This window comes from Burkholderia sp. BCC0405, assembly GCF_902833075.1.
Taxonomy (GTDB): domain Bacteria; phylum Pseudomonadota; class Gammaproteobacteria; order Burkholderiales; family Burkholderiaceae; genus Burkholderia.
In genome coordinates, this window is record NZ_CADFEO010000007.1 from 198,725 (window position 1) to 225,071 (window position 26,347).

Genomic DNA, 26,347 nt, shown 5'->3' on the forward strand with positions numbered 1-26,347 from the left:
CAGCTCGCGCAACGGCGCTAACTCACTGATTCTTAAGCACCCGGCACGGGCGAGGCAGCGCCTGATGATTTCAATTTGGCAATTTCATGTTTCAAAAATGAAATCGCGCGCGCATAATCGACCGCCATGGACCTCTCCTCGACCAAGCCCGTCGGCCCGGCCGATCGCGCGGCGCGTCCGCGCATCTGGGCGATGGGCATCAGCCGCCTGCGCGAACTTTTTCGCGAGATCGCCGGCGAATTCGACGAACGCGCCGACGTGCGCATCGTCACGCGCGCCTATGAGGATGCGCTCAGCGCGATCGCCGAGGCCGGCACCGCGCGGCCCGACGTGATCGTCGCGGCCGGCTCGAACGGCGGCTTCCTGAAGACGCGTGCGCAGGTGCCGGTGGTGGTCGTGTCGCCGACCGGCTTCGACGTGATGCAGGCGCTCGCACGCGCACGGCGCGACGCATCGCGGATCGCGCTCGTCAGCGCCGGGGAAACCCCGCCCGAAGTGCGCCGCTTCGTCGCCGCATACGGCCTCGACGTGCAGTTTGCGTCATATCAGTCCGCACAGGAAGCGGAAGCCTGCGTGCACGAGCTACGCGACCGCGGCATCGAGACGATCGTCGGCCCCGGCCTCGTCACCGACCTCGCGGCCAGCGCCGGCATGGGCGCGGTGTTCCTGTATTCGCACGCCTCGGTACGCAAGGCCGTCGATACCGCGCTCGAAGTCGCGTATGCGACGCATGCCGAAGCGTTCCGCCGCCAGCGGCTCGACAACCTGCTCCAGCACCTGCGCGACGGCGTGGTCGCGCTCGACGCGCGCGGCCGCGTCGAAGCGATCAACGAGCGGCTTGCGACGGCGCTCGGGGTCGAACCCGCGGCGGCCGTCGGCCGCGCGCTCGTCGACCTGCGGCCCGAGTTGCGCACGCTGCGCGGCGAGGATGGCGACGCGCTCGCGACCGTGCGCGGCGTGCGCTACGTCGTACATCGCGGGCCGCTCGTCGATCGCGGCGTCACGTCGGGCAGCGTGCTGACGTTCCAGGAATCGCGCGCGGTCGAACGGCTCGATCGTGCGCTTCGTTCGCAGCCCACCACGCAGCAGTTCGCGGCGCGCTACGCGCTCGACGACGTGGTCGGCGCATCGGCGCCGATGGCGCGCGTGCGCGATCTCGTGCGCCGCTACGCGAAATCCGACGCGACCGTGCTCGTGCTCGGCGAAAGCGGCACCGGCAAGGAAATGATCGCGCAAAGCCTGCACGCGCTGTCCGCGCGGCGCAGCTACCCGTTCGTCGCGGTCAACTGCGGCGCGTTTCCGGAAGCGCTGCTCGAAAGCGAGTTGTTCGGCTATGAGGAAGGCGCGTTCACCGGTGCGCGGCGCGGCGGCAAGACCGGCCTGTTCGAAGCCGCCCATCGCGGCACGCTGTTTCTCGATGAAATCGGCGAAATGCCGCCGTCGCTGCAGAGCCGGCTGCTGCGCGCGCTGCAGGAGCGCGAGGTGATCCGCCTCGGCTCGACCGAGCCGATCCGCATCGACGTGCGCGTGATCGCCGCGACGCACCGTCCGCTGCTCGCGGCCGTCGAGGCCGGCACGTTCCGCGCGGATCTGTATTACCGGCTCAACATCCTGAACGTCGGCCTGCCGCCGCTGCGCGAGCGCGCGGCCGACATCCCGGCGCTCGCGGCCACGCTGCTCGTGCAGGCCGCGCGGCGCGAGCCGCGCCTCGCCGAGCGCCTGCGCGACGCCGGCGATGCCGCACGCGTGCTCGGTGCGACGCAGGCAACGCTCGCGCGCTACCGGTGGCCCGGCAACGTGCGCGAACTGCAGAACGTGATCGAGCGGATCGCGGTGGAGCTGGCCGAGGAAGCCGACGAGAACGATGCCGCCGCCGCATGCGCCGCGCTCGCTCCCGACGCGCTGCGGGCGATCGCACCCGAGCTGTTCGCGGCGCCGCCCGACGCGACCGACGGCGACGATGCGCAGACACTGCAGGCGCGCCGCCGTCGCGCGGAAGCCGACGAGATCCGCGCGGTGCTCGACGCATGCGGCGGTGACCGCGACCGTGCGTGCGCGATGCTCGGCATCAGCAAGACGACGCTGTGGCGGAAGTTGTCGGCGAAGTAGGAAGATCCGGGTTCGACGCGCCGGTATGCCCGTGCCCGAACGGGCTCGTCAGTCGGCCTTGTGATAGTGGCGGTACGCCTTCGCGCGATTGCCGCACGACGACATCGAACACCAGCGGCGGCTGCCGTTCTTGCTGTCGTCGATGAACAGCCACTGGCAGGCGTCGTTCGCGCAGCGCTTGACCTTCGCGAGCCGCGCGCCGCCAAGCAGGTCGATCGCCGACCAAAGCACCGGACTCAGCAGCCCCGCGAGCGTTGCGCCCGTCTCCCCGATCCGCCACGCATAGCCTCCGTCGACGCGCGCCAGCGCAACGCGCGGCGACGCTTCCGCCAGGAAGCCGCCGAGCAGCGCGAGATCGTCGGCAAGCGGCTCACGTTGCTCCGCCTGCGCATAAAAGAGCCGATACAGCGCCTCGCGCAATGCGAGCGCACGCGCGAGCATCGCCGGCTCGCCTTCCTCCACGCCGCGCACGCGGCACTTGTCGGCCAGGCCGGCCGGCACGCCGGCCTGCTCGCGGCACCACGCCAGCAGGTCATCCATCGTTCCGAAGGTTTCCGTCGGCGGGTCGCTGCCACGCCAGTACAGCGTGTTCGCGAAATCGATGCTCAGGGTTTCGGGCGGCGCCGGAATCAGGCAGTCCGTCGTGACGGAAGGTTGCATATCGCTCATGCCCGGATCGTATCTAACCACCATGCCGGTTGACAAGCCCGCCGACGCTTTCTAACATAACCTGCATAGCGGTTAAAAAAGATCTGCTGCACTGACGTCCCCCTTCAGTTCAAGGGGCCACAGATGATCGATCGCCTTTCCTGCGGAGTTATCCACAACGACCGAAACCGTGCGTTCTACGACAGCACGCTCGGCGCGCTCCGCGACACGCGGCTGGCATGGTGCTTATAGGCGGGTTTGCCGCACTGACGTCCCCCTTCAGTTCAAGGAGCCAACAGATGATCGATCACCTTTCCTTCGGCGTCGCCCACATCGGCCGCAGCCGCGCGTTCTACGACAGCACGCTCGGCGCGCTCGGCTACAAGCGGCTTTACAGCGACGACGGCTCGATCGGGTACGGCGCGACCGAGCCGCAGCTGTGGTTGCAATATGCGCCTCGCCCCGTCGCCCCTGATCCCGACTCGGGGATGCACCTGTCGTTCAAGGCCGCTTCGCCCGTCGAGGTCGACGCGTTCTACCGCGCCGCGCTCGAGCACGGCGGCCAGGACAACGGCGGGCCCGGCAAGCGCGAGCACTACGGCCCCCGCTACTACGCGGCGTTCGTCGTCGATCCCGACGGGTATCGGCTGGAAGCGCATTGCGAACTCGATAACGTCGTGTGATCGAACCCGCGTACACCACGTACGAACGGCAAGGGCCCGATTCCGCATTACGCGGATTCGGGCCCTTGGTTTTGACGCGTCAGCGTCAGCATCCGGTTTCCGGCGACCGCCTGCAGCGGTCGCTCAACGGGATCGCGGCTCGTTCGGTTACTGTGCGCCGCGCGTGTGCTGCAACTGCTCGCCGAGCCCTTCGACGCCGAGGCGCACGATCTGGCCGGCCTTGAGGAATACCGGCGACGGCTTGACGCCCATGCCGACGCCCGGCGGCGTGCCGGTCGTGATCACGTCGCCCGGCTGCAGCGTCATGCAGCTCGACAGATAGGCGATCAGCTGCGCGACGGTGAACACCATCGTGCGCGTGTTGCCGTGCTGATAACGGTGGCCGTCGATTTCGAGCCACAGTTCGAGACGCTGAGGATCGGGCACCTCGTCGCGCGTGACGAGCCACGGACCGATCGGACCGAACGTGTCGAAGCCCTTGCCCTTGTCCCACTGGCCGCCGCGCTCGATCTGCCATTCGCGCTCGGACACGTCGTTGACGACGCAATAACCCGCGACGTAATCGAGCGCGCTCGCTTCGTCGACGTCCTTGCACCGCGCGCCGATCACGACGCCCAGCTCGACTTCCCAGTCGGTCTTGACCGAGCCCTTCGGGATGTCGATGCCGTCGTTCGGGCCGCAGATCGAACTCGTCCACTTGCCGAACACGACCGGCTCCTTCGGCACCGGCATGCCGGCTTCGGCCGCGTGATCGGCGTAGTTCAGGCCGATGCCGATGAACTTGCCGACGTGCCCGACACACGCGCCGATGCGCGGCTCGCCCGGCACGAGCGGCAGCGTGGCCGGATCGATCGCGCGCAGCCGCGCGAGACCCGCGTCGGACAGCACGTCACCGGACAAGTCCGGCACATGCGCGGACAGGTCGCGAATCCGGCCGTCCGCGTCGAGAATCCCGGGCTTTTCCTGGCCGGACGGTCCATAGCGAAGCAGTTTCATCGTGGTCAACCTCTGTTGTCGAATGGGACAGGATACCGGCCGACGCGGCCCTTCGCGGCCGCGCGCCGGACTGATTGTCGATCGTCGATTGCGCGCGTCGGCGCCGCATCCGGCATGCCGTCGACACGCGAGGGTCGCGCGGGCGCAGCGATCGTGGCGCCGCACCGAAGTATGGCGCACATCGAACGGGCGGCCGCCGGTCTGCGCATCGGCGACGACGGCCCGGCACCCGCGACATGGTCCGGCCCGTACCGGCCGGCTTCACGCGCGGCCGCACCGTCGCTGGCCCGCCAACCTTTGTACCACCGGCCGTGCGCGATGAAATGACGCGCGACGGATACCGACTATTGGTGCGTCCGCGGACGCCGCGGCGCAGCATCGCGAATGGCGCCGCCGCCCGATTTCCTTTCGAATACCTTGAACCGGTGCTACCTGTTACAAATACTGGGTATTTGGGGCTTCCCTGTCATCCTGAAAGCGAACCGATCCGTTCTTATTTGGTAACGATCGGTAAAAAGACGCTGCATTGCACACTAAATGTTTGTTGTTAAGCTCAAATGGCGGACTTCGTTGCCACACGCGGGCTCGACACAAGCGGGTTGCAGAATTGGTCAGCGTGCGTCGCCAACCGACCGACGGCAATCTCCCAACCTCACACCGACAATGCAAACAACCAACGACCTGCTTCCCGGCTGCGACGCTCGGGAATCGATGGGCGCAGTCGACCGCTATCGCGCACCCGCACTCGACAAGGGTCTCGACATTCTCGAACTCCTGTCGGAGCAGAAAGAAGGCCTCACCCGCACCGAAATCACGAAGGAACTCGGCCGCAACGCGAGCGAGATCTACCGAATGCTCGAACGCCTCGTCGCGCGCCGCTACGTGATGCGCTCGACCGGCGGCGACCGCTACACGCTCAGTCTCAAACTGTTCTCGCTCGCGCACCGGCACCCGCCGATGAGCCGGCTCATTGCCGAGGCGTTGCCGCCGATGCAGCGTTTCGCCGACGCCTCCGAACAATCGTGCCACCTGTCCGTCTACGATCGCGGCAACCTGCTCGTGATCGCGCAGGTCGACGGGCCCGGCCCGTGGGGCGTGTCGGTCCGGCTCGGCTCGCGCGTCGGGCTCGCCGATACGGCATCGGGGCGCGTGATGCTGGCGTTCCAGGGCGCCGAGCAGCGCGCGCACATGCTCGTCGAGCACCGCAAGGTCAAGGGCGAAGCGCCGGTGAACGAGCAGGAACTCGCGTACGCGTGCCAGTCCATCCGGCAGGACGGTTACCTGCGCCAGGACAGCCGCCAGGCGTACGGCGTGACCGACCTGACCGCGCCCATCCTCGGGCCGTCCGGCCATGCGATCGCGGTGCTGACGTGCCCCTACATGCGCCGGATCGATACGCACATGGCGCCGTCCGTCGACGCGGTCGTCGAAGGGTTGCGCGACACGGCCGCCCGTTTGTCGATGTGCCGCGACGAGACCTGCTGACACGCAGGCCCGGCGGAGCGCACCGGGTATGGCGCCATTGCGTCGATCCCGATCGCGCATAACACCTGCGCGCGGCGCGACGCACGGCGCCATATCGTGCGCCCACGGCGCTACGCTAAAATAGCGGCCCTCTCAAAAACTACGGCGGCCGGTTGTCGCGGCCGTCGTGTCCGATGGATGTCATGGCCAAACTTCTGAACGATCAAGAATTCCAGCGTTTCTCCGAACTTCAGCAGAAGCAGGCAAGCTTCACGATCACGCCCGAGGAGGCGGACGAACTGCGCGAAATCGTCGCGCGCGCGCAGAAGAAGCGCGACGATCGTGCCACCGCAATGCAGGCGATCGAGAGCTACATCGAGCAGTTCGACATCACGCCCGACGAACTCTTCTCGCCCGAGCAGATCGGCGACGCGGCCCGCACCTACGGGCTCATCACGGCGACCAAGAAGGAACGCACGCTGCCGCCGTCGATCACGTTCAACGGCAAGCCGTACCAGTGGACCAAGACGCTTCCGGACGACGTGCGCGGCGCGCTGTTCGAAGCGTTCACGTCCGGCGAATCGGTCAAGCGCTTCATCGCGATGCCGAAGGACACCGCGCGCTGTGCACTGACGATCGCCCGCCTCGAGCGCGAAACCGGCGCCGTCTATGCCGATCCGCACCTCGAGGAACTCGCGATTTCGCGCGACCAGGTGAACGACGCGGCATCGAAACTCGCTGCCTGAAGGTAGCCGCGGGCACGGTTCATGCGTGCCCGCCCCCTGCGTGACGCCGGCCTTGGCCGGCGCTGCGCCTGCGGGAAGCGTGCGTCCGGGTGCTCCCGAAAATCCTCACCTTGGTGTCCTGCAGGCGCTCACCCAAGCCTCCCGAAAAAGCTCACCCAGACTCCCGGAGACCCTCACCCAAGTCTCCCGGATGTTCTCACCGATACCTCCCGCAGATCCTCACCCATGCGCCCCGGAAAGGCTTCCCGATGCCTCCCGGAGACACTCACCGGCGCTTCCCGGGAAGGCTCACCGAGCGCTCCCGTATCAGCTCACCACCGCCATCCCGGAGAAGCTCACCGGCGGCTCCCGAAAAATCTCACCTTTTGGGCACGTTCGAGTTTTCGACGGTGGAATGCGGCAGTCAATGCGTGCGGACACCTTGCGGAAAGCCGCGACGCGGGACGGATATCGCGGCGAGCGGTACGCGTCTCGCGGTGCCTGATCGGCGCCATTCGTGCGTCGATATTTCCGTTGCGCACAGGCGCCGACACGTTCGCGGTCGCTTCGCTCGCCAGACAGGTTCGAATGCCCTGCATGCCTGTCTGAAAACATCCGCAACATGCCGGGAGGCGGAGACACCGACTGCATGCAACCTCTCCGCGCGTCGCACCGACGACACCCGCTACGGCTGCAACTTCATCCTGAAGCCCACGACGCCAGGCTCCTCCGTCGTCGACACCGCAAACCCGCACGCCTTCGCCAGCGAGATCATCGCCGAGTTCTCGCGCAGCGCCTCGCCGATCATCCATGCGGTTCCGCGCGAGCGCGCGTAGTCGATGATGCGCGTCATCAACAGCCGGCCAAGCCCCTTGCCCTTCTGATCGGGCCGTACCGCGATCGCGAACTCCGCCGTCTCGTTGTCGGGATCGGCCACCGCGCGCACCACCGCGAGCGTGTGGTCGCGCCCCGACACATCGGTGAACGACACGATGAACGCCATCTCACGGTCGTAATCGATCTGCGTCATGCGCGCGACCTGCGAATGATCGAAGCTGCGCACCGCACCGAAGAAACGCATCCGCAGATCGTCCGGTGTCATCGCGCCGAGCAGTTCGTTGTGCGCGGCCTCGTCCTCCGGACGGATCGGGCGGATCGTCACCGTCTCGCCGCGCCACTCGAGCGTCTGCTCGAGGTGACGCGGGTACGGCATGATCGCCAGCCGGCTGCGCCCTGCTGCCAGCGTGATGCGCGGCGCGATCACCTGCGCGCGGTCGGACAGCACGCGCAGCGTGACCGACATCGCAACGACTTCGCGCACGTCGCAGACGACCTGCGACAGCGCCGTCAACGCGTCGAGCGTCGGCTCGATGGGCGTGCTGCGTGCATACGGCGAGCGCTCCATCACCGCGCGGGCGAGCACGGTGTTCAGCGGCGGCAGGCCATAGACGACGAACGGCGCCGATACGCCGTCCGCGGGCGGCACGGCATAGCGAAATACCGGGCCGAAGTTCGAATCGTCGTACATGTCGACGGTGACATCGACGACTTTCCTCCCGGCCGGCTCGCCCTGCAGGCCGAAATGGGACAGCCAGCGCAGCGCGGCTTCGCCCGTCATTTCATGCTGACCGGCTTCGACCATCCGGCGCGCATCTGCCTGCGCGGAGGCAACGCACTCGGCCGGCTGCAGCGGCGTACCCTCCGGCGTTTGCATCAGCAGTTGCCGCCCGAGGTTGTAGTCGACGAGACGCGCATACGCGCGCGCGAGCCGCTTCGGCGTGGTATGCACGGGAATGCCGTTCGCGTGCAGTGCATCGCGCGTCGCCGCGTCGACCGCGCCGAAGAAACACGCAAGGATGCCGCGATGCGCGTACTGCCGTGATTCGATCAGCGTGTGCGCAACCGCATCGGCCGGCGCGCTGTGGGAAGTCGAATGGACGACGAACAGCGTGCCCGTTTGCGGGAACGGCGCGAGCGCCTTGAGCGCCGCGGCAAAATGCTCGGGGCGCGCATCGTCGCCCAGCGCCAGCGGATTGCCGGGTGACGCGAGATGCGGCAGCGCAGCCGACACGGCCGACGTGGCCGCGGGCGACCAGTCGGCCAGCACGTCGCGTACCTCGGCCACCGCATCGACCGCGAGTTTCGCGACACCCGCATCACTCGTCACCAGCGTGGCCGCGCCGCGCGCCGTGACGCGGCCGACGCCGAGCGTCTCGATCTCGTCGAGCAGATCGTCGAGCGCATCCACACGCACCATCCCCGCGCGCTGGAACGCCGCCGTATAGAGTGCGTCGCCGGGATCCGCGCGGCCGGTGCGCAATGCGAGCACCGGCTTGTTGCGTGCGGCCGCGCGCGCGGCCGACATGAACTTGCGCGCGGCGCGCACGGTGTCGAGTTCGAGCAGGATCGCGCGCGTGCCGGGATCGCTCGCGAGATAGTCGAGCACGTCGCCCGCATCGACATCGGACTCGCCGCCGAGTGCGACGACATGCGAAAAGCCGAGGCCCCGTGCATCGGCCCAGCCGAGCACCGCGTTCGTCAGCGCATTCGATTGCGACACCCATGCGACGCCGCCCGATCGCACCGTGTAGGCCGGCGCGCCGAAATGCGCATGCCGCGCAGGCGACAGCACGCCGAGGCTGCCCGGCCCGACGATACGGAGCACGAACGGCTTCGCCGCCTTCAGCGTGCGATCGAGCGCGGCGCGATCGGCGTCGGTGCGCGCCTCGCCGACGATCACCGCGACGCGCGTGCCAAGCTCGCCGAGCTTGCGCACGATGCCGGCCCAGGTCGCGGGCGGCGTGCAGATCACGGCCACCGACGGCGGCGCGGGCAACCGGTCGACATCGGCAACGACCGGATGCCCGTGCAGGTCACGATACTTCGGATTGACGGGCCACACGGGCCCCTCGAAGGCACCGTCGAGCACGCGCGACCACACCATCGCGCCGATACTGCCCGCGCGCGACGACGCGCCGACGACCGCAACGGACTTGGGCTGGAACAACGCGTCGAGATGGCGAACGGTCACATCGGCTCCCTGCGGTAACGAAAGACGGCCCGATCGGCATGCGGCACGCACAGGCCGTACGCCGATCGACGCGAACCACAAGCATAGGCGAAGCGCATGCGGCTGCCTATATGCCGAACGGCCGACTGTTCGACCCACGTCAACGCCCGCACCATGGGCCTGCGACACGAGCACGGAAGCCATCGCCGCGCGCCGGCCGAGCACATTCGCTCGGCGCGCACGGTGCAGGCATGCGGCGCGACGCTGCGTCCGCTTCCTCAAAGGTGAGGATTTACAGGAGCCATGGTGAGTATCTTCGGGAAATGCACGGCGCCACGCGCAAACACGCGAAAGGTGATCGGAATTCGCTGCATGCGTGCACCGCGAGAATGGCGCAGGCCAATGCGCATGTGCTGCGCAATTGCACGGCTGTTTACCGGAATTCGCCGCGATATGCCGTCGAATCGCAGCGAATACGCAAAACGTAATCCGTTAATTGCGCGGCGTCGCCGTTCAATACGCCATCGGGAATCGCGCCGGGAATGCACAAAAACAAAACGGTGCGACGGCCGCATGGCCGTTCGCACCGTCAGTCAGTACGCGAAAGGTGAGGTTTTTCGGGAGTCAGTCCTTGATCAGGAAACGTGCGCGGTTCTTGCCGAGCCACGTCGGCGCGCGCCCGCGGCCACTCCACGTTTCGCCCGTCTTCGGGTTCAGGTATTTCGGCGGCGACGTACGCTTCGGCTTTGCTCTGGCAGCGGCCGCGCCCGCCGGACGAAACCCGAGCTCTTCCGGCGTAATGTCGTATTCCTCGATTTTCGCGCGGATATCGGCAATCGCATCGGCAATCGCCTTTTCGCGTTCCTTGTCGATCTTTTGCTGAAGCCGTTCGAGCTGCGCGGTCAGTTGCCTGTAGGTCGCCATATCGATGGGACTCCGTGAGTGTTATTCGTGAAAAATAGATGACTCTCAGCCAACAGTAAAACGCTTCGCCCGATCGTGATCTCCTCAGCGGGTGATCTCGGGATCAATAACCGCTCTTCTTCCTGCACGCGAAGAGAAGATTTCGCGTGCCGTCGTCACTCGATTGCTGAAGCACGTCGAAATCCCCGTTGCAAATCGCCCGGGCGTTGTCCGTGCAATTGCTCCAGTCGCTACCGGTGCATTGCACCTGGGTAGTCGGACGCCCGTCCGAAGTGAACAGCGGCGCGCTGCCGCCACACCCGCCGAGCCCTGCAACCAGTGCCAACACGATGGCCGCCCGAGGCCGCCGACAGACCGACGCAAGCATGTGTTTCATCGTTGTTCCCGTCAACCTTTTTTGAATGTCGCGAGTATGCCATGCGCAGCCGTTCGGCCGTCAGTTCGGCGTACGGCCGGGTTGCCCGCGCGCCTTGTACGGCAAGCTCTTGCTCGGATCGTCGGTGATGCGGACGAACACCTGCTCGACGTCGGGAAGCGCTTCGAGTTCGCGCTGCAACGCCTGCCGATCGAACGCCGTGTCGGCACATCCTTCGACATAGATGAAACGTCGCTGCACGGTGATCCACAGGCTCGTGCCATGCAGCCGATCGGAGCCGGCGAAGCGCGCCTTCACGGCGTCGGCGATCGGTGCGTCATACATATACGAATTCGGCTTCGTGCAGCGATGCGCGAGCCAGCAGGTGGTGCCGCGTTCGGCGCGGTAATGCGCGTCGTCCGTCATCTCGGCCCGGGTCATCCACGGGCCGAGCGGCAACGGGCATTCGGCCACGTCCCGCGACAGCGCGATGAACGGATCGTTGTACCAGTTGCGCCGCGCCTCGGGCGCGTCGGCGTCGCCGGACTGCGCGAACGCGGAGGTCGCCAGCAATAGGGGCAGCCACCCTGCGATGCCGATCCGTTTCATCGTGATCTCCTGTTCGATGCCCCGCGTCCGAGCGCGCCGGTTTTGCCGATCGGCTTACCGGCCGATGCCCAGCGCCGCCAGTTTCTTGTACAGCGTCGCGCGGCCGATCCCGATGCGCGCCGCCGCTTCCACCACCTTCCCGTCGCAGGCCGCCAGCGCATCGGTCAGGAACTGGCGCTCCCACGCCGCCAATGCGTCGGCATACGAGGCGGCCGGCGCAGCAGGCACCTCGCCCGCGCGCCGTTCGACCGGCGACGCGGCCAGCGGCCGAGCCGGTACGGCACTCTCCATCGATACGCGCACCGGCCCAAGGAACGGCGCGAGCGCACGCGCATCGATCACCGACCGGTCCGACAGCATCAGCGCGCGTTCGAGCGTATTGCGCAACTCGCGCACGTTGCCCGGCCACGGATACGCACACAGCATCCGCAGCGCATCGTCGGTCAGCTCGCAATGGGCGGCGCGCCCGTGCTGCGCGGCCAGCTCCTCGAGCGTCGCGTAGACGAGCGCCGCGATGTCGGACGCGCGCTCGCGCAGCGGCGGCGCGTGGATCGTCAGCACGTTCAGCCGGTAATAGAGATCCGCGCGAAAACGCCCGGCCGCGACTAGCGCCGGCAGGTCGACGCTGGTGGCAGCGATGATCCGGACGTCCGCGCGCACGATCCGGTTCGAGCCGACCGGCTCGAATTCCTTGTCCTGCAGCACGCGCAGCAGCTTGCCCTGCAGCGGCAGCGGCATGTCGCCGATCTCGTCGAGAAACAGCGTGCCGCGATCGGCCAGCTCGAACTTGCCGACGCGCCCCTTGCGATCGGCGCCCGTGTAGGCGCCGGGCGCCGCGCCGAAGAATTCGGTTTCGAGCAGCGTGTCGGGAATCGCGGCGACGTTGACGGTCACGAGCGGCTGGAGCGCACGCGCCGACGCCGCGTGAATCGCATGCGCGAGCAGCTCCTTGCCGGTGCCCGTCTCGCCGAGCAGCAGCACCGGCGAATCGACCTGCGCGGCGCGGCGCGCCTGGCGCTTGGTTTCGAGGCTCGCGGCGCTCGTGCCGACGAAGCTCGCGAACGTGTATTTTGCGCGGCGCGCCTGCGCGAGCGAACGCTGCGTCGCGATCAGTTGCTGCTGAAGCTGTGCGTAGCGGGAGAAGATCGGCGTGAGCGTCTTCAACTGGTCGAACAGCGCGAAGCCGATCGCGCCGACCGTCTCGCCGGCCTCGTTCTTCAGCGGCAGGCGCGTGACGACGAGCGGCTCGCGGCCCGTCTCCATGATGTCGAGCAGGATCGGCTGCCCGGTCGAGACGACCTCGCGCATCAGGCTGTTCGGGATCACGGCCTCGCAGTCGAGGCCGACGGCCTGCTGCGGATCGGCGAAACCGAAGCGCGCCGCGTACCGCTCGTTCATCCACACAACGCGCGCATCGCGATCGACGACCACCGTGCCCGCACTCGAATCCTCGAAGGTCCGGAACAGCGACTCGGCGGCGCGCCGCAGCACGTCTCCGTAGTTGACGGGCAGGCGGGCCCAGTCGTTCATCATCGTGTCTTCGTCTCCGTGTATTTTCGACCGGCCGTCTCCAGAACGAGACGGATTATCTCACTCTGGAGACATGCCGCAAGACGTTGTCCGGGAAAGCCCTGCCCGATTACACGGGCTGGCCGGACGGCCATTTCGTCTCCGGATGGAGACGTTTTATGTAGAATCCTCAGACAACGACCGGCGCGGCCCCTCCGGTCTCCGGCGGACCCACGTCCGGCGGCGCAATCCGGCCGATGGCACGAAACCTGCACGAACCTGAGCCGGTCCGCGACGCGTCGCGCGATCGAACAACTATCAAAGCCATTAGGAGACTCCCCTTGTCTTTCGTGATCGTCCTCGCCGCGCTGGCGTTCCTGATGTACGCCGCGTATCGCGGCTACAGCGTGATCCTGTTCGCGCCGATCGCCGCACTCGGCGCGGTGCTCCTGACCGAACCCGCCGCCGTCGCACCGGTCTTCTCCGGCATCTTCATGGAGAAGATGGTCGGCTTCGTCAAACTGTATTTCCCGGTATTCATGCTCGGCGCCGTGTTCGGCAAGGTGATCGAACTGTCCGGGTTCTCCGAGTCGATCGTTCATGCGGCGATCCGCTACATCGGCCGCTCGCGCGCGAATGCGGTGATCGTCGCGGTGTGCGCGCTGCTCACCTATGGCGGCGTGTCGCTGTTCGTCGTGGTGTTCGCGGTCTATCCGTTCGCGGCCGAACTCTATCGCCAGAGCAACATCCCGAAACGGCTGATGCCCGGCGCGATCGCGCTCGGCGCGTTCTCGTTCACGATGGATTCGCTGCCCGGCACGCCGCAGATCCAGAACATCATCCCGACCACGTTCTTCAAGACGACCGCGTGGGCCGCGCCGGCACTCGGCACGATCGGCTCGCTGTTCATCGTCGTCGTCGGCCTCACGTATCTCGAATGGCGCCGCCGCTCGGCGATGGCGAAGGGCGAAGGCTACGGCACGTCCCTCGTCAACGAGCCGGAGCGCGTCGAGGCGACGTCGCTGCCGCACCCGGCGCTCGCGATCCTGCCGCTGATCCTCGTCGGCGTGTCGAACTTCGCGTTCACGAAGCTGATCCCGCAGTGGTACGGCGCCGCGTCGTACACGGTCGCGCCGGACGTGCTGCCGGGCGTGCACACGCCGGTGACGACGTCGATCAAGACCGTCGTCGCGATCTGGTCGGTCGAGGCCGCGCTGCTGCTCGGCATCGTGCTGGTCGTGCTGACCGCGTTCAATCGCGTCAGCGACCGCTTCGCGGCCGGCTCGAAAGCTGCCGTCGGCGGCGCATTGCTCGCCGCGATGAACACCGCGTCGGAATACGGCTTCGGCGGCGTGATCGCCGCGCTGCCTGGCTTCCTGGTCGTCGGCGATGCGCTGAAAAGCATCCCGAACCCGCTCGTCAACGCGGCCGTGTCGGTCAGCTCGCTCGCCGGTATCACGGGCTCGGCGTCGGGCGGCATGAGCATCGCGCTCGCCGCGATGTCGGACCTGTTCATCAAGGGTGCGCAGGCCGCCAATATCCCGCTCGACGTGCTGCACCGGGTCGTCGCGATGGCGAGCGGCGGCATGGACACGCTGCCGCACAACGGCGCGGTGATCACGCTGCTCGCGGTCACGGGCCTCACGCACCGCGAGTCGTATCGCGACATCTTCGCGGTCACGATCATCAAGACGCTCGCGGTGTTCTTCGTGATCGCCGTGTACTACACGACGGGGCTCGTGTAACACCCGCCCCAGCGGCCCGCCTCCGGGTTGCTGTCCGCCGGCTGCGCAGATGCGGCCGGCGCCTCCTCCGCTCCCCCCTTTTTGCCGGACGCCGTCCAGGCGCTCTCGCCGGCTCACGCATTGTTGTCCGCAGCAGAACACTACGTTGGGCGTAGCGGCATTTTTCGCGAGTCGGGCGAGGCCTACACTGCTTTCGACGGTCGCCGTCTGCGATCGGCGCCGTCGAAAACCTGGAGGTAACCGCTCATGAAACCACTGATCCGCACCATCGCCCTGGTTGCCGCATTCACCGCTCCCCTCGCCGCGCACGCGCAAGCCAACCAGCCGCTCACACGGGCCGAAGTTCATGCTGAAGTGGTTGCATTGAGAAAGGCCGGCTTCCAGCCGAGCGACTGGTTCTACCCGGCCAGCATTCAGGCCGCCGAGGCGAAGATCGCCCGGCAGCAGGGTGCGTCGCGGGCCACGGGCGCCGGTTACGGCACTCGCGGCGCGTACTCCACGGGCCAATAGCCCGGTTTCGAATCCGCCGGCTGCGTGCGCGTCAGCGCCACGCTCCCGGCCCGCGCGGCGCGCACCGCGCCGCCCGCTCAGCGCGGCTCGATGCTCGCTTTCGCGTAGGACTCGCGTTCCAGTTCGAGTATTTCCGCGCACAGCTGCAGGTGCGTGCCGGGCGGCGCGACGACGTGCCGCTTCAGTTCCGCCAGCACCTGCTCCGAAAGGTCGCGCTTGACGTCGGTCGTCCGGCCGCTCAGCACCGCGAGCTTCGCGTGGACGAACGCGCGCGGCGCGGACGACGTTCCGACCGCGAACGTATCGAACCGCAGCGCGCGGCTCTTGATGTCGCGTTCGTCGAAATGGCCGGACGCGGCAAGCGCGGCATTGAGCGCGCGCAGGGTCGCGCCGGCGTCGAACCCGTCGAGGTTCGCGGAATATTCGAGCGTCAGGTGGGGCATGGTGTCGGTGGCCTCGTGGGTATCGGGAAAAGCGCCGGACGGCATCCCGAAAGCCTGCGCGGCGCCGCCGGATGCTATGCCTTGACCGGCTGGATCAGGCGCGCGCAGGCGCTTGCCTGCGGATCGCCGGCGGGCAGTTTCCCACAGATGCCGTCGAACTGCTTCGCGATCGACCTGACCGATGCATCGTGTGCACCGCTGCCGCGCCAGCGGTTCAACTGCGTGACGACCTTGGTCAGCGCGCGCAGGTTCGCGCCGTAGAACGCGTCGCGCGTCTTGTCGGCCTGCGCGAGCACGCTCGCGGCGATCCCTTCGATGCGCGCCGAATCGTCCGGCGCCAGTTCGACCGCATTCGCAAAGTAGGTCGCGCCCCAGCGCAGCTTCGTCGCCGGCCCGCTCGCCGAGTCATATGCCTTGCGGTACCAGTCGAGCGCCGCGGCCTTGTCGCCGCGCGCCTTCGCATTCGCGGCCAGCCCGGACATGAAGTAGTACGGCGTGGACGAGCGCGGCAACTCGGCCTTCAGCAACGCATCCGACTCGTCGTAGAGCCCTGCGTCGGTCAGCGTGTCCGCGCCTTCGCTGACGAGCGCCTGCCGCTCGTACGCATTCGCGGCGCCCTGCACCGACGTGGCGATCTGTTTGCGGGCGGTATCGGCCAGTGCCGGCGCGGCCAGCGGTGCCCCCTTGCGTGCATCGCCGCGCGCGAGCAGTACGCGGCCGTGCAACGCCATCAGCCGGTCGATCGACGACAGCGTCGTGTCGGTCGACAGGCGCGCAAGCGCCGCGTCGTACGCGCCGCGCAATTTCGCGCGCTGCGCGTCGTCCCCGCCGAGGTACGCGACCACGCGCGCGGGCGCCGCAACCAGCACGTCCGAATCGGCGCGCGACAACGCAGGATCCTGCAGCACCGTGCGCAACGAGCCGGCAAGCGCCGCCTTGTCGAGCGCACCGGCCTGCGCCGGATCGTCGGACGCGGCGACCACGGCCGACTTCAGCGCGAAGCGCGCCGATTCGGCCTTCGCACCGGCCGCGCGCGCACGTTGCGCGAGCGACTGCAGCGTCTCGGCGACGCGATCCGCCGCCACCGGCAGCGCGCCATCGGTATCCCACGAATAGTCGGCCAGCAGGCGCCATTCGTCCGGCGTCAGCGACGCGCCATTCTTCAGCGCGGTCGCGAGCGTCTGCCGCACCGGGTGTGCGGCCGTCATCCCGAGCGACAGCGCCTGCATGTAGCGATCGAGATCGGCTTCGCCCGGCAGCCGCGTCACCTCGGTGCCGTCGGGACGGAACAGGATCATCGTCGGGTAACCGTGCACCTTGAAGCGCTCGCCGAGCTTCTGCGCGCTTTCGGTATCGCCGTCGAGATACACGGGCACGAAGAACGACGAGCGGGCCTTGAATGCCTGCTGGCTGAAGATCGTCGACTTCACCTGGTTGCACGACGGGCACCACACCGCGCCCCAGTAGAGCAGCAGCGGCTTGCCGGTGCGCTTCGCCAACGCGAAGGCGGCGTCGACGTCGCCGTGCTGCCACGCGATGCCGGGCGGCAGGTGCGCGCCATCGGACGATGCGCTCGCCACCGGGGCGCCAGTGGGCGTAGCAGCGGCAAACGCCGCACCCGCGGCGGCGAGCAGGCAGGCGGCAGTCAGATTCCGGAGAGCGGTTTTCATCGAAGCGGGTCCGTTGAAAGAGACGGTTGCGGGAAGGTGCGGCGCGCGAAGCAATGGCTGTGAAGCAACAGCCACGAAGCGATGACGATGAAGCCAGCCGGCGTGCAACGCCGCGCAGGATCGTTACGGAAAAGCGCACGCCGGCCGAGGCGACCGGCAAATCGTTCAACGATATGACGGGCACGGCCGGGAGAAAACGAACGAATTCTCGAATGAATATGACGCGCGGCATCGCGGCCGCGCGTGCCGTCGGATACGCGTCGGCCGAGCCTTCACTGTCGCGCCTTGATCCGCGCCATGTGATACACGGACGCATGCACGCCGTCGCGCAATGCATAGCCCGGCGATTCACCCTCGATCCGGAAGCCATGCTTCTCGTAGAGCGCGATCGCCGCGCGGTTGTCGGTGAACACGATCAGCTCGAGACGTGTGATGTTCAGCCAGTTTTCCGCGAGGTCGATCGCGGCCGCGAGCAACCGGCTGCCGACGCCGCGCCCGTGATACGCCGCATCGACCATCATGCCGAGCCCCGCCGCATGGCGCCGGCGCGGATTCTGTTCGGGATGCAGGCCGAGATGGCCGACCACCGCGCCGTCGATTTCGGCGACGAGGCTCACGCCGTGCTCGCGTGCGCCTTCGAGCCGCTTCTGCCATTTCTCGAGCGACGGAAACGGATACTGCAACGTATTCGCGTACACCGCGGGATGCGCGGCGATCTGCCGGATCGCGTCGACGTCGTGCGTCTCGCTGTGCCGAATCGTGATGTCGGTCATGGGTGGGCCGGTTCCGAAAAGTCGCGCCAGTCGCGCGGACTGCGCACGTGCGCAGCAACAGATCGAGCTTATCCGATTTCACGCATTTGAAACACGGGTGTCATGCGATGCCGTTGCACCCGCAACGACACGCGATCACGCCACCGCGAACAGGAACAATCCGACCGATTCCGCACCCTGCAATCGGTAATTCCCGACCCGCTTCCGTCGCGCATCGCTTTCCGATCGATCGTTGCGTACGCAACTTCACGCGCGCGACATGCGATGCCATGTCTTCATCACGCCGACGTCACGCCGCCTCTCTAGACTGGCCGCCGCCCAATCCGGCATGCGCCGGGCTGGCGCGTGCCGATGTGGGGCGTGTCGCCGTGGAGCCGCGGCGGCGAAGTCAACTCGCAGGTGTTCGACCATGCGTCGACGCCGCGCTTCCTCGAAAGACGCTTCGGCATCGCGGAGCCGCGGATCGGCGCGTACCGCAGCGCGGTATGCGGCGACCTGACGAGCGCGTTCACCTTCCGCTCGCCGAACCACGAACCGCTGCCGCCGCTCGCCGGCCATACGACGAAGAGCCAGGTCGACGCGCCGAGCGCCGCGCAACAGGCCGCGCCGAAGAGCGTGCCGCCAGCCGCGCCGTCGCTGCCCGCGCAGTCGACCGGCGTGCGCCCGTCGCGCGCGCTGCCTTACGAACTGCATGCGAGCGCGTACCGATGCCGGCAACAGCCAGGGCCGCGGCCTCGATCACGGCACCGGTACCACGTGGACGGTCACGGTGCGCGCCGGCGACCAGGCCGAGCTGCACTGGCAACTCGACTCAACCGGCCACGGGTACGACTTCATCGTCACCGCGGACAGCGGCACAAGTTTCTCGCGCCGCGTCGAAACCGGCCGCCACTCGGTCAGCGACCCGGCGATGGGGCTTGCCGGCGGCTTCTGATGCCGCCGCGGCGACCCGCGTTGCGCCGCGTGTCGCCGCCCGGGCCGGCCCGGCCGCGAACGGCGACCAGGCGCCGGCCGCGTTTGCGCCCGATCCGGCGCAAACGCCCGCCCCGCGCGGCTCAAACATCATAAGGATCCATGCTTCAGCCCTCATTTCGCCCCACGAAAATGCTCCGAATTGCGGCCCGTTCGCGTTAAACTGCGTCAAGCTGTATTCAACTAAGACATCTTCACCACGACGGCATCCACGATACGAGGATAGGTTCGATGCGCACTACCGGCTCATCCGGGGCAATGACCCTGCTCACCGAACACGACCCGGCCGACGGCCGCGAATTGCGCTCGCTCCGGCTCGAAGCAACCGGCGACGGCAAGAGCGTGCTGCTGATCGAGATCGACGAACGCAAGCCCGGCATCCACCGCGAAGTCCGCTACGAGATCACGCCGGCCGAACTGATCGCGGCGATCCGCTCGCACGGCGCCGAGCTGCCCGGCGAAAGCCATGGCGCAGCGTCGCTCGCCCGCACCTCCTCCTGATTGATTTCGGACGGTGAGCCGCACGCAGGTCGCCGGCTCACCGACATCCCCCTGCCGCCGTCAGGCGCTTTGCGTTATTCCCGCCGCCGACTTGAAAAAGGCCGATAATCGGCCCATCCGCGTGCCTTCCGCACGCGTTTCCTCTTCGGCCAGCCGTCATGCTCCTCCGCGACCTCGTCGCCCAATACGGGCCGCTTCTCGTCTTCGCCAACGTACTCGCGGCGGCCATCGGGCTGCCGGTGCCCGCGATGCCGACGCTCGTGCTGTTCGGCGCGATGTCCGCGATGCATCCGGCGATGATCGACTCGCAGCTGGTCACGGTGGTCGCGCTGTCGGTGCTCGGCGCACTGATCGGCGACACCGTGTGGTATCTCGCCGGCCGGCGCTTCGGCGGCACGACGCTGAAGACGATCTGCCGGCTGTCGCTGTCGCGCGACAGCTGCGTGAAGAAAACCGAACGTTTCTTCGGCCGCTACGGCGTGCGCGTGCTCGCCGTCGCGCGCTTCATTCCGGGGCTGTCGCTCGTGTCGGTGCCGATGGCCGGCGCGTTCGGCACGCGCTATCGCACGTTCGTCGGCTACGATGCGCTCGGCGCCGCGCTGTGGACGATCGTCGGGCTGGTGATCGGGATGATGTTCTATCGCCAGATCGACTGGCTGTTCGCCGGTGCGGGCCAGCTCGGCCGCGTGGCGCTGCTCGCGGCCGTCGCGGTGCTGGCGGTGTACGCGGCGATCCGCTGGATGCGCCGCCGCGCACTGATCCGCCAGCTCGCGAGCGCGCGGATCGGCGTCGACGAGCTCGACGCGATGCTGCGCGATACAGCCGCGCCGGTGGTCCTCGACGTGCGCTCGCCCGAGCACCGCAAGCTCGACCCGTTCACGATTCCCGGCGCGCAGTTCGCGGACGAACGCCAGATCGGCGACATCGTCGCGCGCTATCCGTTCACGCAGAAGTTCGTCGTGTACTGCTCGTGCCCGAACGAGTTCACGGCCGCGTTGATGGCGAAGCGCCTGCTCGACGCCGGCTTCGCCGATGCGCTCGCGCTGCGCGGCGGCCTCGATGCATGGCGCGATACGGGCCGCCAGCTCACGTCGCTCGTGGAAGACATGCCCGCTGCGAACGATCCGGTCGCGGGGCTGCACAAGCCGGCCTGATCGTTTCGATCGAAGGCCGGCCGTGCGAGGCGGGGGCGCATGCGCCCCGTGCGATCAGAACGCGTGCAGCGGCACGTTCACGACCAGGCGGTACTCGGTGTTCGTCGCGTCCGAGTAGTGTGCCGAACCGGCGTGCCACATTGCGATGAACGTGACCTTCGTGTCCTTCAGCTTGCCGCTCTGGAACGTGTACGACGGGATGAAGCCGAACTCGTGGTGACGGCCCTGCACCGGCGCGCCGTTGCTCCAGTAGATGCTCGACTTGGTCGGGTCGTTCGCCGCGCCCGCGCTGCCGTCCGCCCCCCAGCCCGTGACGCCCCAGACCATCGCCTTGAAGCCCGGCAGGCCCGCTTCCTTGCCGTAGAACGTGTAACGCAGCTGCAGCGACTTCTCGTGCGGCGCGTTGTAGTCGACGTCCATCGAGTTGGTCAGGAAGATGCCGTTCGTTTCGTTCAGGTAATCGAAGAACTGGTCGCCGAGCACCTGCTGGAAGCCGAGCAGCAGTTCGTGCGGGCCGTGCTGCGCGGCCAGCGACAGGCTGTACGCGTTGTTGTCGATCTTGCCTTGCAGCGCATCGCCCGTGTCGTGCGTCGAGTAGACGTTGCCGAAGCCCGTCCACTTGATCGTCTGCGGGCTGCCGATGCTGTGCTTCACCGACGCGTAGTACTGGTGCCACACGTCGTCAGCCTGGTTCGCGTACAGCGCGATCTCGCCGTTCGGCGAGTAATCCCACGTGCCGCCGACGTACGACAGGCGGTTGATGCGCGTGCCGCCGTATTGCGTCGTCAGGTTGGTGAGCGTCGTGTGACCGCGCGCGTCGGTCTTCGTGAAGCTGCCGGCCTCGAGCATCACGTTCTTGAATTCGTTGCTGACGACGGTCGCACCGAGGAACGTCGGCGGCAGCGCGCGGTTGTCGTGCTGCTCCATGAACGGGTTGTCGACGGCCTGCAGACCGTACTTGATCACCGTGTTCGAGATGCGCGCCTTCACGTCGTAGATGCCGGGATAGGCCCATGCGAGCTGGTTGCTGCCACCGCCGCCCTTCGCGATGTGCACCATGCTGCCGGCGCCCTGGCCGCCGTCGAGTTTCAGCGCCGCATACAGCGACGCGTCGAAACCGATACCGACCAGGCCCGTCGTATAGCCCGACTCGAAGTTCGCCATCGCGCCCTGGACCCACGCGTGGCGATGCGGCCCGCCCTTGGCGTCGAGCACGTCCGCATAGTTGCGGAACAGGAAGTCGAGATGGCTGTCGGCAATGAAGCCCTTCGACTTCGACTGGGCCGATGGCTCATCGGGCGGCGTAACGGCCTGGCTTGCTTCGGCGTTGACAATGGCGTTCGGGGTCGTTGCCTGCGCAACGGTTGCGCCCGGCGCGGCCTGTGCGACCGTCAGCGGTGCGGGGGCCGCGTCGTCGGCGTGCGCGACGCCCGTCAGCGAGACACCGGCGAGTGCCGGCAACCCCCATGCGAGCAGCATTTTCGATGCCGTCCCGATCGTTTTCTGTTTTTTCATCGTAGTTCTCGTCTTGTGTTGATATCGTCCACGCCGGTTGCGATCCGCTCCCGGCCCCCCGGCGCGCCCGGTTAAGGACGCGCCTGTACCCGCGGCGCGAAGATCGTTCGCGCCGCACCTACCCCTGTTGACCTGCCTTGGTTATGTTTGCTGCGTCACTTCAGCTCACGCCACACCCGCGCGGATGCACGCGACACGCGCGGCCGACCCCTGCCGAACTTCCGGCAGCGGCACGTCCTGCGCGCACGCTTCGATCGCGACCGGGCAGCGCGTGCGGAACGCGCAGCCGGACGGCGGGTTGAGCGGCGAGGGCATCTCGCCCGCCAGCAGCATCGGACGGCGAGCACGCTCGCGCGCCGGCTCCGGCGTCGGCGCCGCATCGAGCAGCGCCTTCGTGTACGGGTGCTGCGGCACGCCGTACACGTCATGCCGCGTGCCGAACTCCATCACGCGGCCGAGATACATCACGAGCACACGCTGGCTGATGGCCTTCACCACCGCCAGATCGTGCGCAACGAACAGATAGGACAACGACAGTTCGCGTTGAAGGTCGCGCAGCAGGTTCACGATCTGCGCCTGGATCGACACGTCGAGCGCCGATACGGGTTCGTCGCAGATCACGAGCTTCGGCTCGCCGATCAGCGCGCGTGCGATGCCGACGCGCTGGCACTGGCCGCCCGAGAATTCGTGCGGATAACGCAGCAGGTGATGCGCGTTCAGGCCGACGCGCTCGAGCATCGCGACCACGCGGCGGCGCACCTCGGTGCGGCCGAGGCCGGCCTGGTGCGTGACGAGCGGCTCGGCGACGACCTGCTCGATCGTCATGCGCGGATCGAGCGACGCGAGCGGATCCTGGAAGATCATCTGCACTTCGCGCCGCATCGCGTTGCCGCGCAGGTGATCGGGCTCGACGGCTTCGCCGCGCCATTTCACGGCGCCGGCCGTCATCGGCACCAGGCCGATCAGCGCGCGCGCGAGCGTCGACTTCCCGCAGCCCGATTCGCCGACGAGCCCGACCGTCTCGCCGCGCTTCACGTCGAACGACACGCCGTCGACGGCGCGCAACGTGCCTTTCGGCGACCACGGATAGCCGCCGAGCGGCACGCGGAAATGCACTTTCAGACCATCGACGGACAGCAGCGTGTCGTCCGTCGCGCCGGATTGGCGGCGTTCATCGACGCTCATCGCAGACCTCCCGTCAGATCGGCCACCGGGCGGTGGCACGCGCGCACCGCGCCCACGGGGCCATAGGTTTCGAGCACAGGGCGCGCGGAGCCGCAGCGTTCTTCCGCATACGTGCAGCGCTTCGCGAACGCGCAGCCGGCCGGCGCGGCGCCGGGCATCGGCGGATTGCCGGGAATCGCGACGAGCGGCGCGTCGTCCGCGTCGGTCAGGCGCGGCAGCGCGTTGAGCAGGCCGATCGTGTACGGATGCGACGGCGCCGCGAAGATCGATTCGGCCGGCGCATATTCGACGGTACGGCCCGCATACATGACCATCACGTCGTCCGCGAGGCCGGCGACCACGCCCATGTCGTGCGTGATCAGCACGATCGCGGTGCCGCGCTCGCGGTTCAGCTCGCGCAGCAGGTCGATGATCTGTGCCTGCACGGTCACGTCGAGCGCGGTGGTCGGCTCGTCGGCAATCAGGATTTCCGGCTCGGACAGCAGCGCCATCGCGATCATCACGCGCTGGCGCATGCCGCCCGAGAACTCGTGCGGATACATGCGGATGCGGCGCGCCGCGTCGGGGATGCGCACCGATTCGAGCACCTCGATCGCGCGCTTCGTGGCTTCCCTGCGCGACAGCTTGCGATGCAGCTGCAGCGTCTCGGTCATCTGCCGCTCGATCGTCAGGAACGGATTGAGCGACGTCATCGGATCCTGGAAGATCATCGCGATCCGGTTGCCGCGCACCTTGTTCAGCGCGCGCGTATCCATCTCGAGCAGGTTGTCGCCGCGATAGTGCGCAGCGCCCGTCGTCGTGCCGTTGCCGGCCAGCAGGCCGAGCAGCGCCATCACGGTCTGGCTCTTGCCCGAGCCTGATTCACCGACGATGCCGAGCGTCTTGCCGGCTTCGAGCGAGAACGACACGCCGCTCACGGCGTCGACCGGCGGCGCGTCCTTGCGCGTGAAGCGCACGCCGAGGTTGTCTACTTCCAGCAGTGCAGCCATTTCAGCGATCCTTCGGGTCGAGCGCGTCACGCAGGCCATCGCCGACGAAGTTCACGCAGTAAAGCGTCACGCACAGCATGACGGCCGGAGCCAGCAGCAGCCACGGCATCGATTCCAGTTTCTGCGCGCCGTCCTGGATCAGCACGCCCCAGCTCGTCATCGGCTCCTGCACGCCAAGGCCGAGGAACGACAGCACCGATTCGGTCAGCACGATGCCCGGCACCGAAACAGTTGCATACACAACGACTACGCCGAGCAGGTTCGGCACGATGTGGCGCAGCACGATCGACGTCGGCGTCACGCCGATCGCGCGCGCCGCATCGACGAACTCGCGGCTGCGCAGCGACAGCGTCTGGCCGCGCACGACACGCGCCATGTCGATCCACGAGAACGCGCTGATGGTCAGCACGACCAGCATGAACGAGCGGCCGAACAAGGTCATCATCAGGATCGCGATCAGCAGGTACGGGATCGCGTACATCATGTCGACGATGCGCATCATCACGGAGTCGACGCGGCCGCCCGCGAAGCCCGCGGTGGCGCCCCAGGCGACGCCGAACAGGCCCGACACGAGCGTGCCGAGCAGGCCGACCTCGATCGACACGCGGCCGCCGATCAGCGTACGCACCAGCAGGTCGCGGCCGAGCTCGTCGGTGCCGAACCAGTGCTGGTTCGCCCAGGTCGGCGGCAGGCTGATCGAGCCCCAGTCGCTCGCGGCGGGATCGGCCGCGAGCAGCCACGGGCCGACAAAGCATGCGAGCGTGATCAGCGCGAGCAGCACGAGGCTGAACACGGCCGCACGGTTGTGAAGGAAGCGCGCCATCGCAAGCGCGAGCGGCGAGCGCGAACGCGGCGGCGAGTCGGTCTGCACGGGCAGGCCGACGACGGGAGTAGTCGGAGTCATCGCTGTGCCTCGCTCAATAACGGATGCGCGGATCGAGCCACGCGTACGCGAGGTCGACCAGCAGGTTGAACAGCACCGCGCAGACGGTGGTCAGCACGACGAGGCCGAGCACCAGCGTGTAGTCGCGGTTGATGGCGCCGTTCACGACGAGCTGCCCGAGCCCCGGCAGCGCGAACACCGATTCGGTGACGACGGCCGCCGTGATCGACGAGATGCAGACCGTGCCGAACAGCGACACGACCGGCATCAGCGCGGGTTTCAGCGCGTGGCGCAGCACGATCGTCGAGCCCGGCAGGCCCTTCGCGCGCGCGGTGCGGATGTAATTGCTCGACAGCGTCTCGATCATCGAGCCGCGCATCACGCGCGCGAGCAGCGACATGTTGATGAAGGTCAGCAGCACGATCGGCAGCAGCCGGTACTGCCAGCCGCCGTCACCCCAGCCGCCCGCCGGCAGCCAGCCGTTGCCGGCCGAGGTTTTCAGCAGGATCGCGAAGATCCACACGAGCACCGGGCCGAGCACGAACGGCGGCACGACGTTGCCGATGTTGCCGATCAGCATCACGACGCGGTCGATGAAGCTGTCGCGGCGCACGGCCGCGACGGTGCCGAGCAGCACGCCGAGCCCGATCGAGATCGGGATCGACACGCCGCCTACGCCGAGACTCACCGGCAGCGCCTTGCGCACGAGATCGTTCACGGACCAGTCGACATAGCGGAACGACGGACCGAGATCGCCGTGCAGCAGCGCGTTCAGGTACATCAGGTACTGCTTCCACAGCGGCTGGTCGAGGTGGTACTTCGCGTTCAGGTTCGCGAGCGTTGCCGCGGAAAGCTGCTTCTCCGTATCGAACGGGCCGCCGGGTGTGAAGTGCAGCAGCAGGTAGCAGACGGTGACGACCGCGAGGATCGTCGGCACCGCCCACAACGTGCGTCTCAGTGCGTAGGCCAGCATGA

At 67.6% G+C, this 26,347-nt stretch carries 23 protein-coding genes and 1 pseudogene; 9 read left to right on the forward strand and 15 right to left on the reverse strand.

The annotated features are described in order from the left end of the window. Positions 1-126: 126 nt before the first annotated feature. On the forward strand, positions 127-2,109 hold the full coding sequence (gene prpR, locus HWX36_RS13920) for a propionate catabolism operon regulatory protein PrpR (RefSeq protein ID WP_175952662.1): 1,983 nt from the start codon (positions 127-129) through the stop codon (positions 2,107-2,109). Between the two features lie 48 nt (positions 2,110-2,157). Here the strand turns inward: prpR and HWX36_RS13925 are convergent, their stop codons facing one another. Next, a complete protein-coding gene (locus tag HWX36_RS13925; RefSeq protein WP_175952825.1) occupies positions 2,158-2,802 on the reverse strand; it encodes an ABATE domain-containing protein in 645 nt (214 codons plus the stop codon). 254 nt (positions 2,803-3,056) lie between these two features. Here HWX36_RS13925 and HWX36_RS13930 point away from each other — a divergent pair, with 254 nt between their 5' ends. Then, positions 3,057-3,440 (forward strand): VOC family protein, encoded by a 384-nt coding sequence (locus HWX36_RS13930; RefSeq protein ID WP_175952663.1) that lies wholly within the window; start codon positions 3,057-3,059, stop codon positions 3,438-3,440. A 147-nt stretch (positions 3,441-3,587) separates the two neighbouring features. Here HWX36_RS13930 and HWX36_RS13935 read toward each other — a convergent pair whose 3' ends face one another. Further along, positions 3,588-4,436: an ureidoglycolate lyase gene (locus HWX36_RS13935; RefSeq protein ID WP_175952664.1), complete on the reverse strand. Its 849-nt coding sequence runs from the start codon at positions 4,434-4,436 to the stop codon at positions 3,588-3,590. Positions 4,437-5,099: 663 nt separating this feature from the next. Between HWX36_RS13935 and HWX36_RS13940 the strand changes: the two genes are divergently transcribed. Together HWX36_RS13940 and HWX36_RS13945 are read left to right on the forward strand one after the other, a co-directional pair. After that, positions 5,100-5,921: an IclR family transcriptional regulator gene (locus HWX36_RS13940; protein ID WP_175952665.1), complete on the forward strand. Its 822-nt coding sequence runs from the start codon at positions 5,100-5,102 to the stop codon at positions 5,919-5,921. A 173-nt stretch (positions 5,922-6,094) separates the two neighbouring features. Continuing rightward, a complete protein-coding gene (locus tag HWX36_RS13945; protein ID WP_175952666.1) occupies positions 6,095-6,646 on the forward strand; it encodes a hypothetical protein in 552 nt (183 codons plus the stop codon). 664 nt (positions 6,647-7,310) lie between these two features. Here HWX36_RS13945 and HWX36_RS13950 read toward each other — a convergent pair. The 5 genes from HWX36_RS13950 to HWX36_RS13970 form a co-directional block, all read right to left on the reverse strand. Beyond that, positions 7,311-9,656: a GNAT family N-acetyltransferase gene (locus HWX36_RS13950; protein ID WP_175952667.1), complete on the reverse strand. Its 2,346-nt coding sequence runs from the start codon at positions 9,654-9,656 to the stop codon at positions 7,311-7,313. Positions 9,657-10,259: 603 nt separating this feature from the next. Beyond that, positions 10,260-10,559, reverse strand: coding sequence for an H-NS histone family protein (locus HWX36_RS13955; RefSeq protein WP_175952668.1), 300 nt, complete (start codon positions 10,557-10,559; stop codon positions 10,260-10,262). 103 nt (positions 10,560-10,662) lie between these two features. Continuing rightward, a complete protein-coding gene (locus HWX36_RS13960; protein WP_175952669.1) occupies positions 10,663-10,935 on the reverse strand; it encodes a hypothetical protein in 273 nt (90 codons plus the stop codon). Positions 10,936-10,995: 60 nt separating this feature from the next. Further along, positions 10,996-11,523, reverse strand: coding sequence for a BON domain-containing protein (locus HWX36_RS13965; protein ID WP_175952670.1), 528 nt, complete (start codon positions 11,521-11,523; stop codon positions 10,996-10,998). A 54-nt stretch (positions 11,524-11,577) separates the two neighbouring features. Continuing rightward, positions 11,578-13,056, reverse strand: coding sequence for a sigma 54-interacting transcriptional regulator (locus tag HWX36_RS13970; protein WP_175952671.1), 1,479 nt, complete (start codon positions 13,054-13,056; stop codon positions 11,578-11,580). A gap of 317 nt (positions 13,057-13,373) precedes the next feature. Between HWX36_RS13970 and HWX36_RS13975 the strand changes: the two genes are divergently transcribed. Together HWX36_RS13975 and HWX36_RS13980 are read left to right on the forward strand one after the other, a co-directional pair. Continuing rightward, positions 13,374-14,777, forward strand: a complete 1,404-nt coding sequence (locus HWX36_RS13975) for a GntP family permease (RefSeq protein ID WP_175952672.1) — start codon at positions 13,374-13,376, stop codon at positions 14,775-14,777. A gap of 246 nt (positions 14,778-15,023) precedes the next feature. Next, positions 15,024-15,287 (forward strand): DUF4148 domain-containing protein, encoded by a 264-nt coding sequence (locus HWX36_RS13980; RefSeq protein ID WP_175952673.1) that lies wholly within the window; start codon positions 15,024-15,026, stop codon positions 15,285-15,287. 77 nt (positions 15,288-15,364) lie between these two features. On the opposite strand, the gene HWX36_RS13985 is transcribed toward HWX36_RS13980, so the two are convergent. From HWX36_RS13985 to HWX36_RS13995, 3 genes are all read right to left on the reverse strand, one after another. After that, on the reverse strand, positions 15,365-15,730 hold the full coding sequence (locus HWX36_RS13985) for a 5-carboxymethyl-2-hydroxymuconate Delta-isomerase (protein WP_175952674.1): 366 nt from the start codon (positions 15,728-15,730) through the stop codon (positions 15,365-15,367). 74 nt (positions 15,731-15,804) lie between these two features. Then, positions 15,805-17,400, reverse strand: coding sequence for a thioredoxin family protein (locus HWX36_RS13990; RefSeq protein WP_175952675.1), 1,596 nt, complete (start codon positions 17,398-17,400; stop codon positions 15,805-15,807). A 272-nt stretch (positions 17,401-17,672) separates the two neighbouring features. Next, complete coding sequence (locus HWX36_RS13995; protein WP_175952676.1) at positions 17,673-18,173, reverse strand: GNAT family N-acetyltransferase; 501 nt, start codon at positions 18,171-18,173, stop codon at positions 17,673-17,675. A 327-nt stretch (positions 18,174-18,500) separates the two neighbouring features. On the opposite strand from HWX36_RS13995, the pseudogene HWX36_RS14000 reads away from it, so the two are divergent. The 3 genes and pseudogenes from HWX36_RS14000 to HWX36_RS14010 form a co-directional block, all read left to right on the forward strand. Continuing rightward, positions 18,501-19,107 (forward strand): annotated as a pseudogene (locus tag HWX36_RS14000) (phospholipase domain-containing protein); the annotation flags it as partial. Between the two features lie 269 nt (positions 19,108-19,376). After that, positions 19,377-19,646 (forward strand): hypothetical protein, encoded by a 270-nt coding sequence (locus HWX36_RS14005; RefSeq protein ID WP_175952677.1) that lies wholly within the window; start codon positions 19,377-19,379, stop codon positions 19,644-19,646. Between the two features lie 158 nt (positions 19,647-19,804). Next, a complete protein-coding gene (locus tag HWX36_RS14010; protein ID WP_175952678.1) occupies positions 19,805-20,800 on the forward strand; it encodes a DedA family protein/thiosulfate sulfurtransferase GlpE in 996 nt (331 codons plus the stop codon). A 54-nt stretch (positions 20,801-20,854) separates the two neighbouring features. Here the strand turns inward: HWX36_RS14010 and HWX36_RS14015 are convergent, their stop codons facing one another. From HWX36_RS14015 to HWX36_RS14035, 5 genes are all read right to left on the reverse strand, one after another. Further along, positions 20,855-22,315, reverse strand: coding sequence for an OprD family porin (locus HWX36_RS14015; protein ID WP_175952679.1), 1,461 nt, complete (start codon positions 22,313-22,315; stop codon positions 20,855-20,857). A gap of 165 nt (positions 22,316-22,480) precedes the next feature. Then, positions 22,481-23,500, reverse strand: coding sequence for an oligopeptide/dipeptide ABC transporter ATP-binding protein (locus tag HWX36_RS14020; RefSeq protein ID WP_175952680.1), 1,020 nt, complete (start codon positions 23,498-23,500; stop codon positions 22,481-22,483). Then, the gene (locus HWX36_RS14025) at positions 23,497-24,489 is read right to left on the reverse strand and encodes an ABC transporter ATP-binding protein (RefSeq protein WP_175952681.1); all 993 of its coding nucleotides are present in this window, start codon (positions 24,487-24,489) and stop codon (positions 23,497-23,499) included. The genes HWX36_RS14020 and HWX36_RS14025 overlap by 4 nt, the downstream gene beginning before the upstream one ends. Before the next feature lies 1 nt (position 24,490). Then, positions 24,491-25,393 (reverse strand): ABC transporter permease subunit, encoded by a 903-nt coding sequence (locus HWX36_RS14030; protein ID WP_175952682.1) that lies wholly within the window; start codon positions 25,391-25,393, stop codon positions 24,491-24,493. Positions 25,394-25,406: 13 nt separating this feature from the next. Next, positions 25,407-26,345 (reverse strand): ABC transporter permease subunit, encoded by a 939-nt coding sequence (locus HWX36_RS14035; protein WP_175952683.1) that lies wholly within the window; start codon positions 26,343-26,345, stop codon positions 25,407-25,409. Positions 26,346-26,347: the final 2 nt, after the last annotated feature.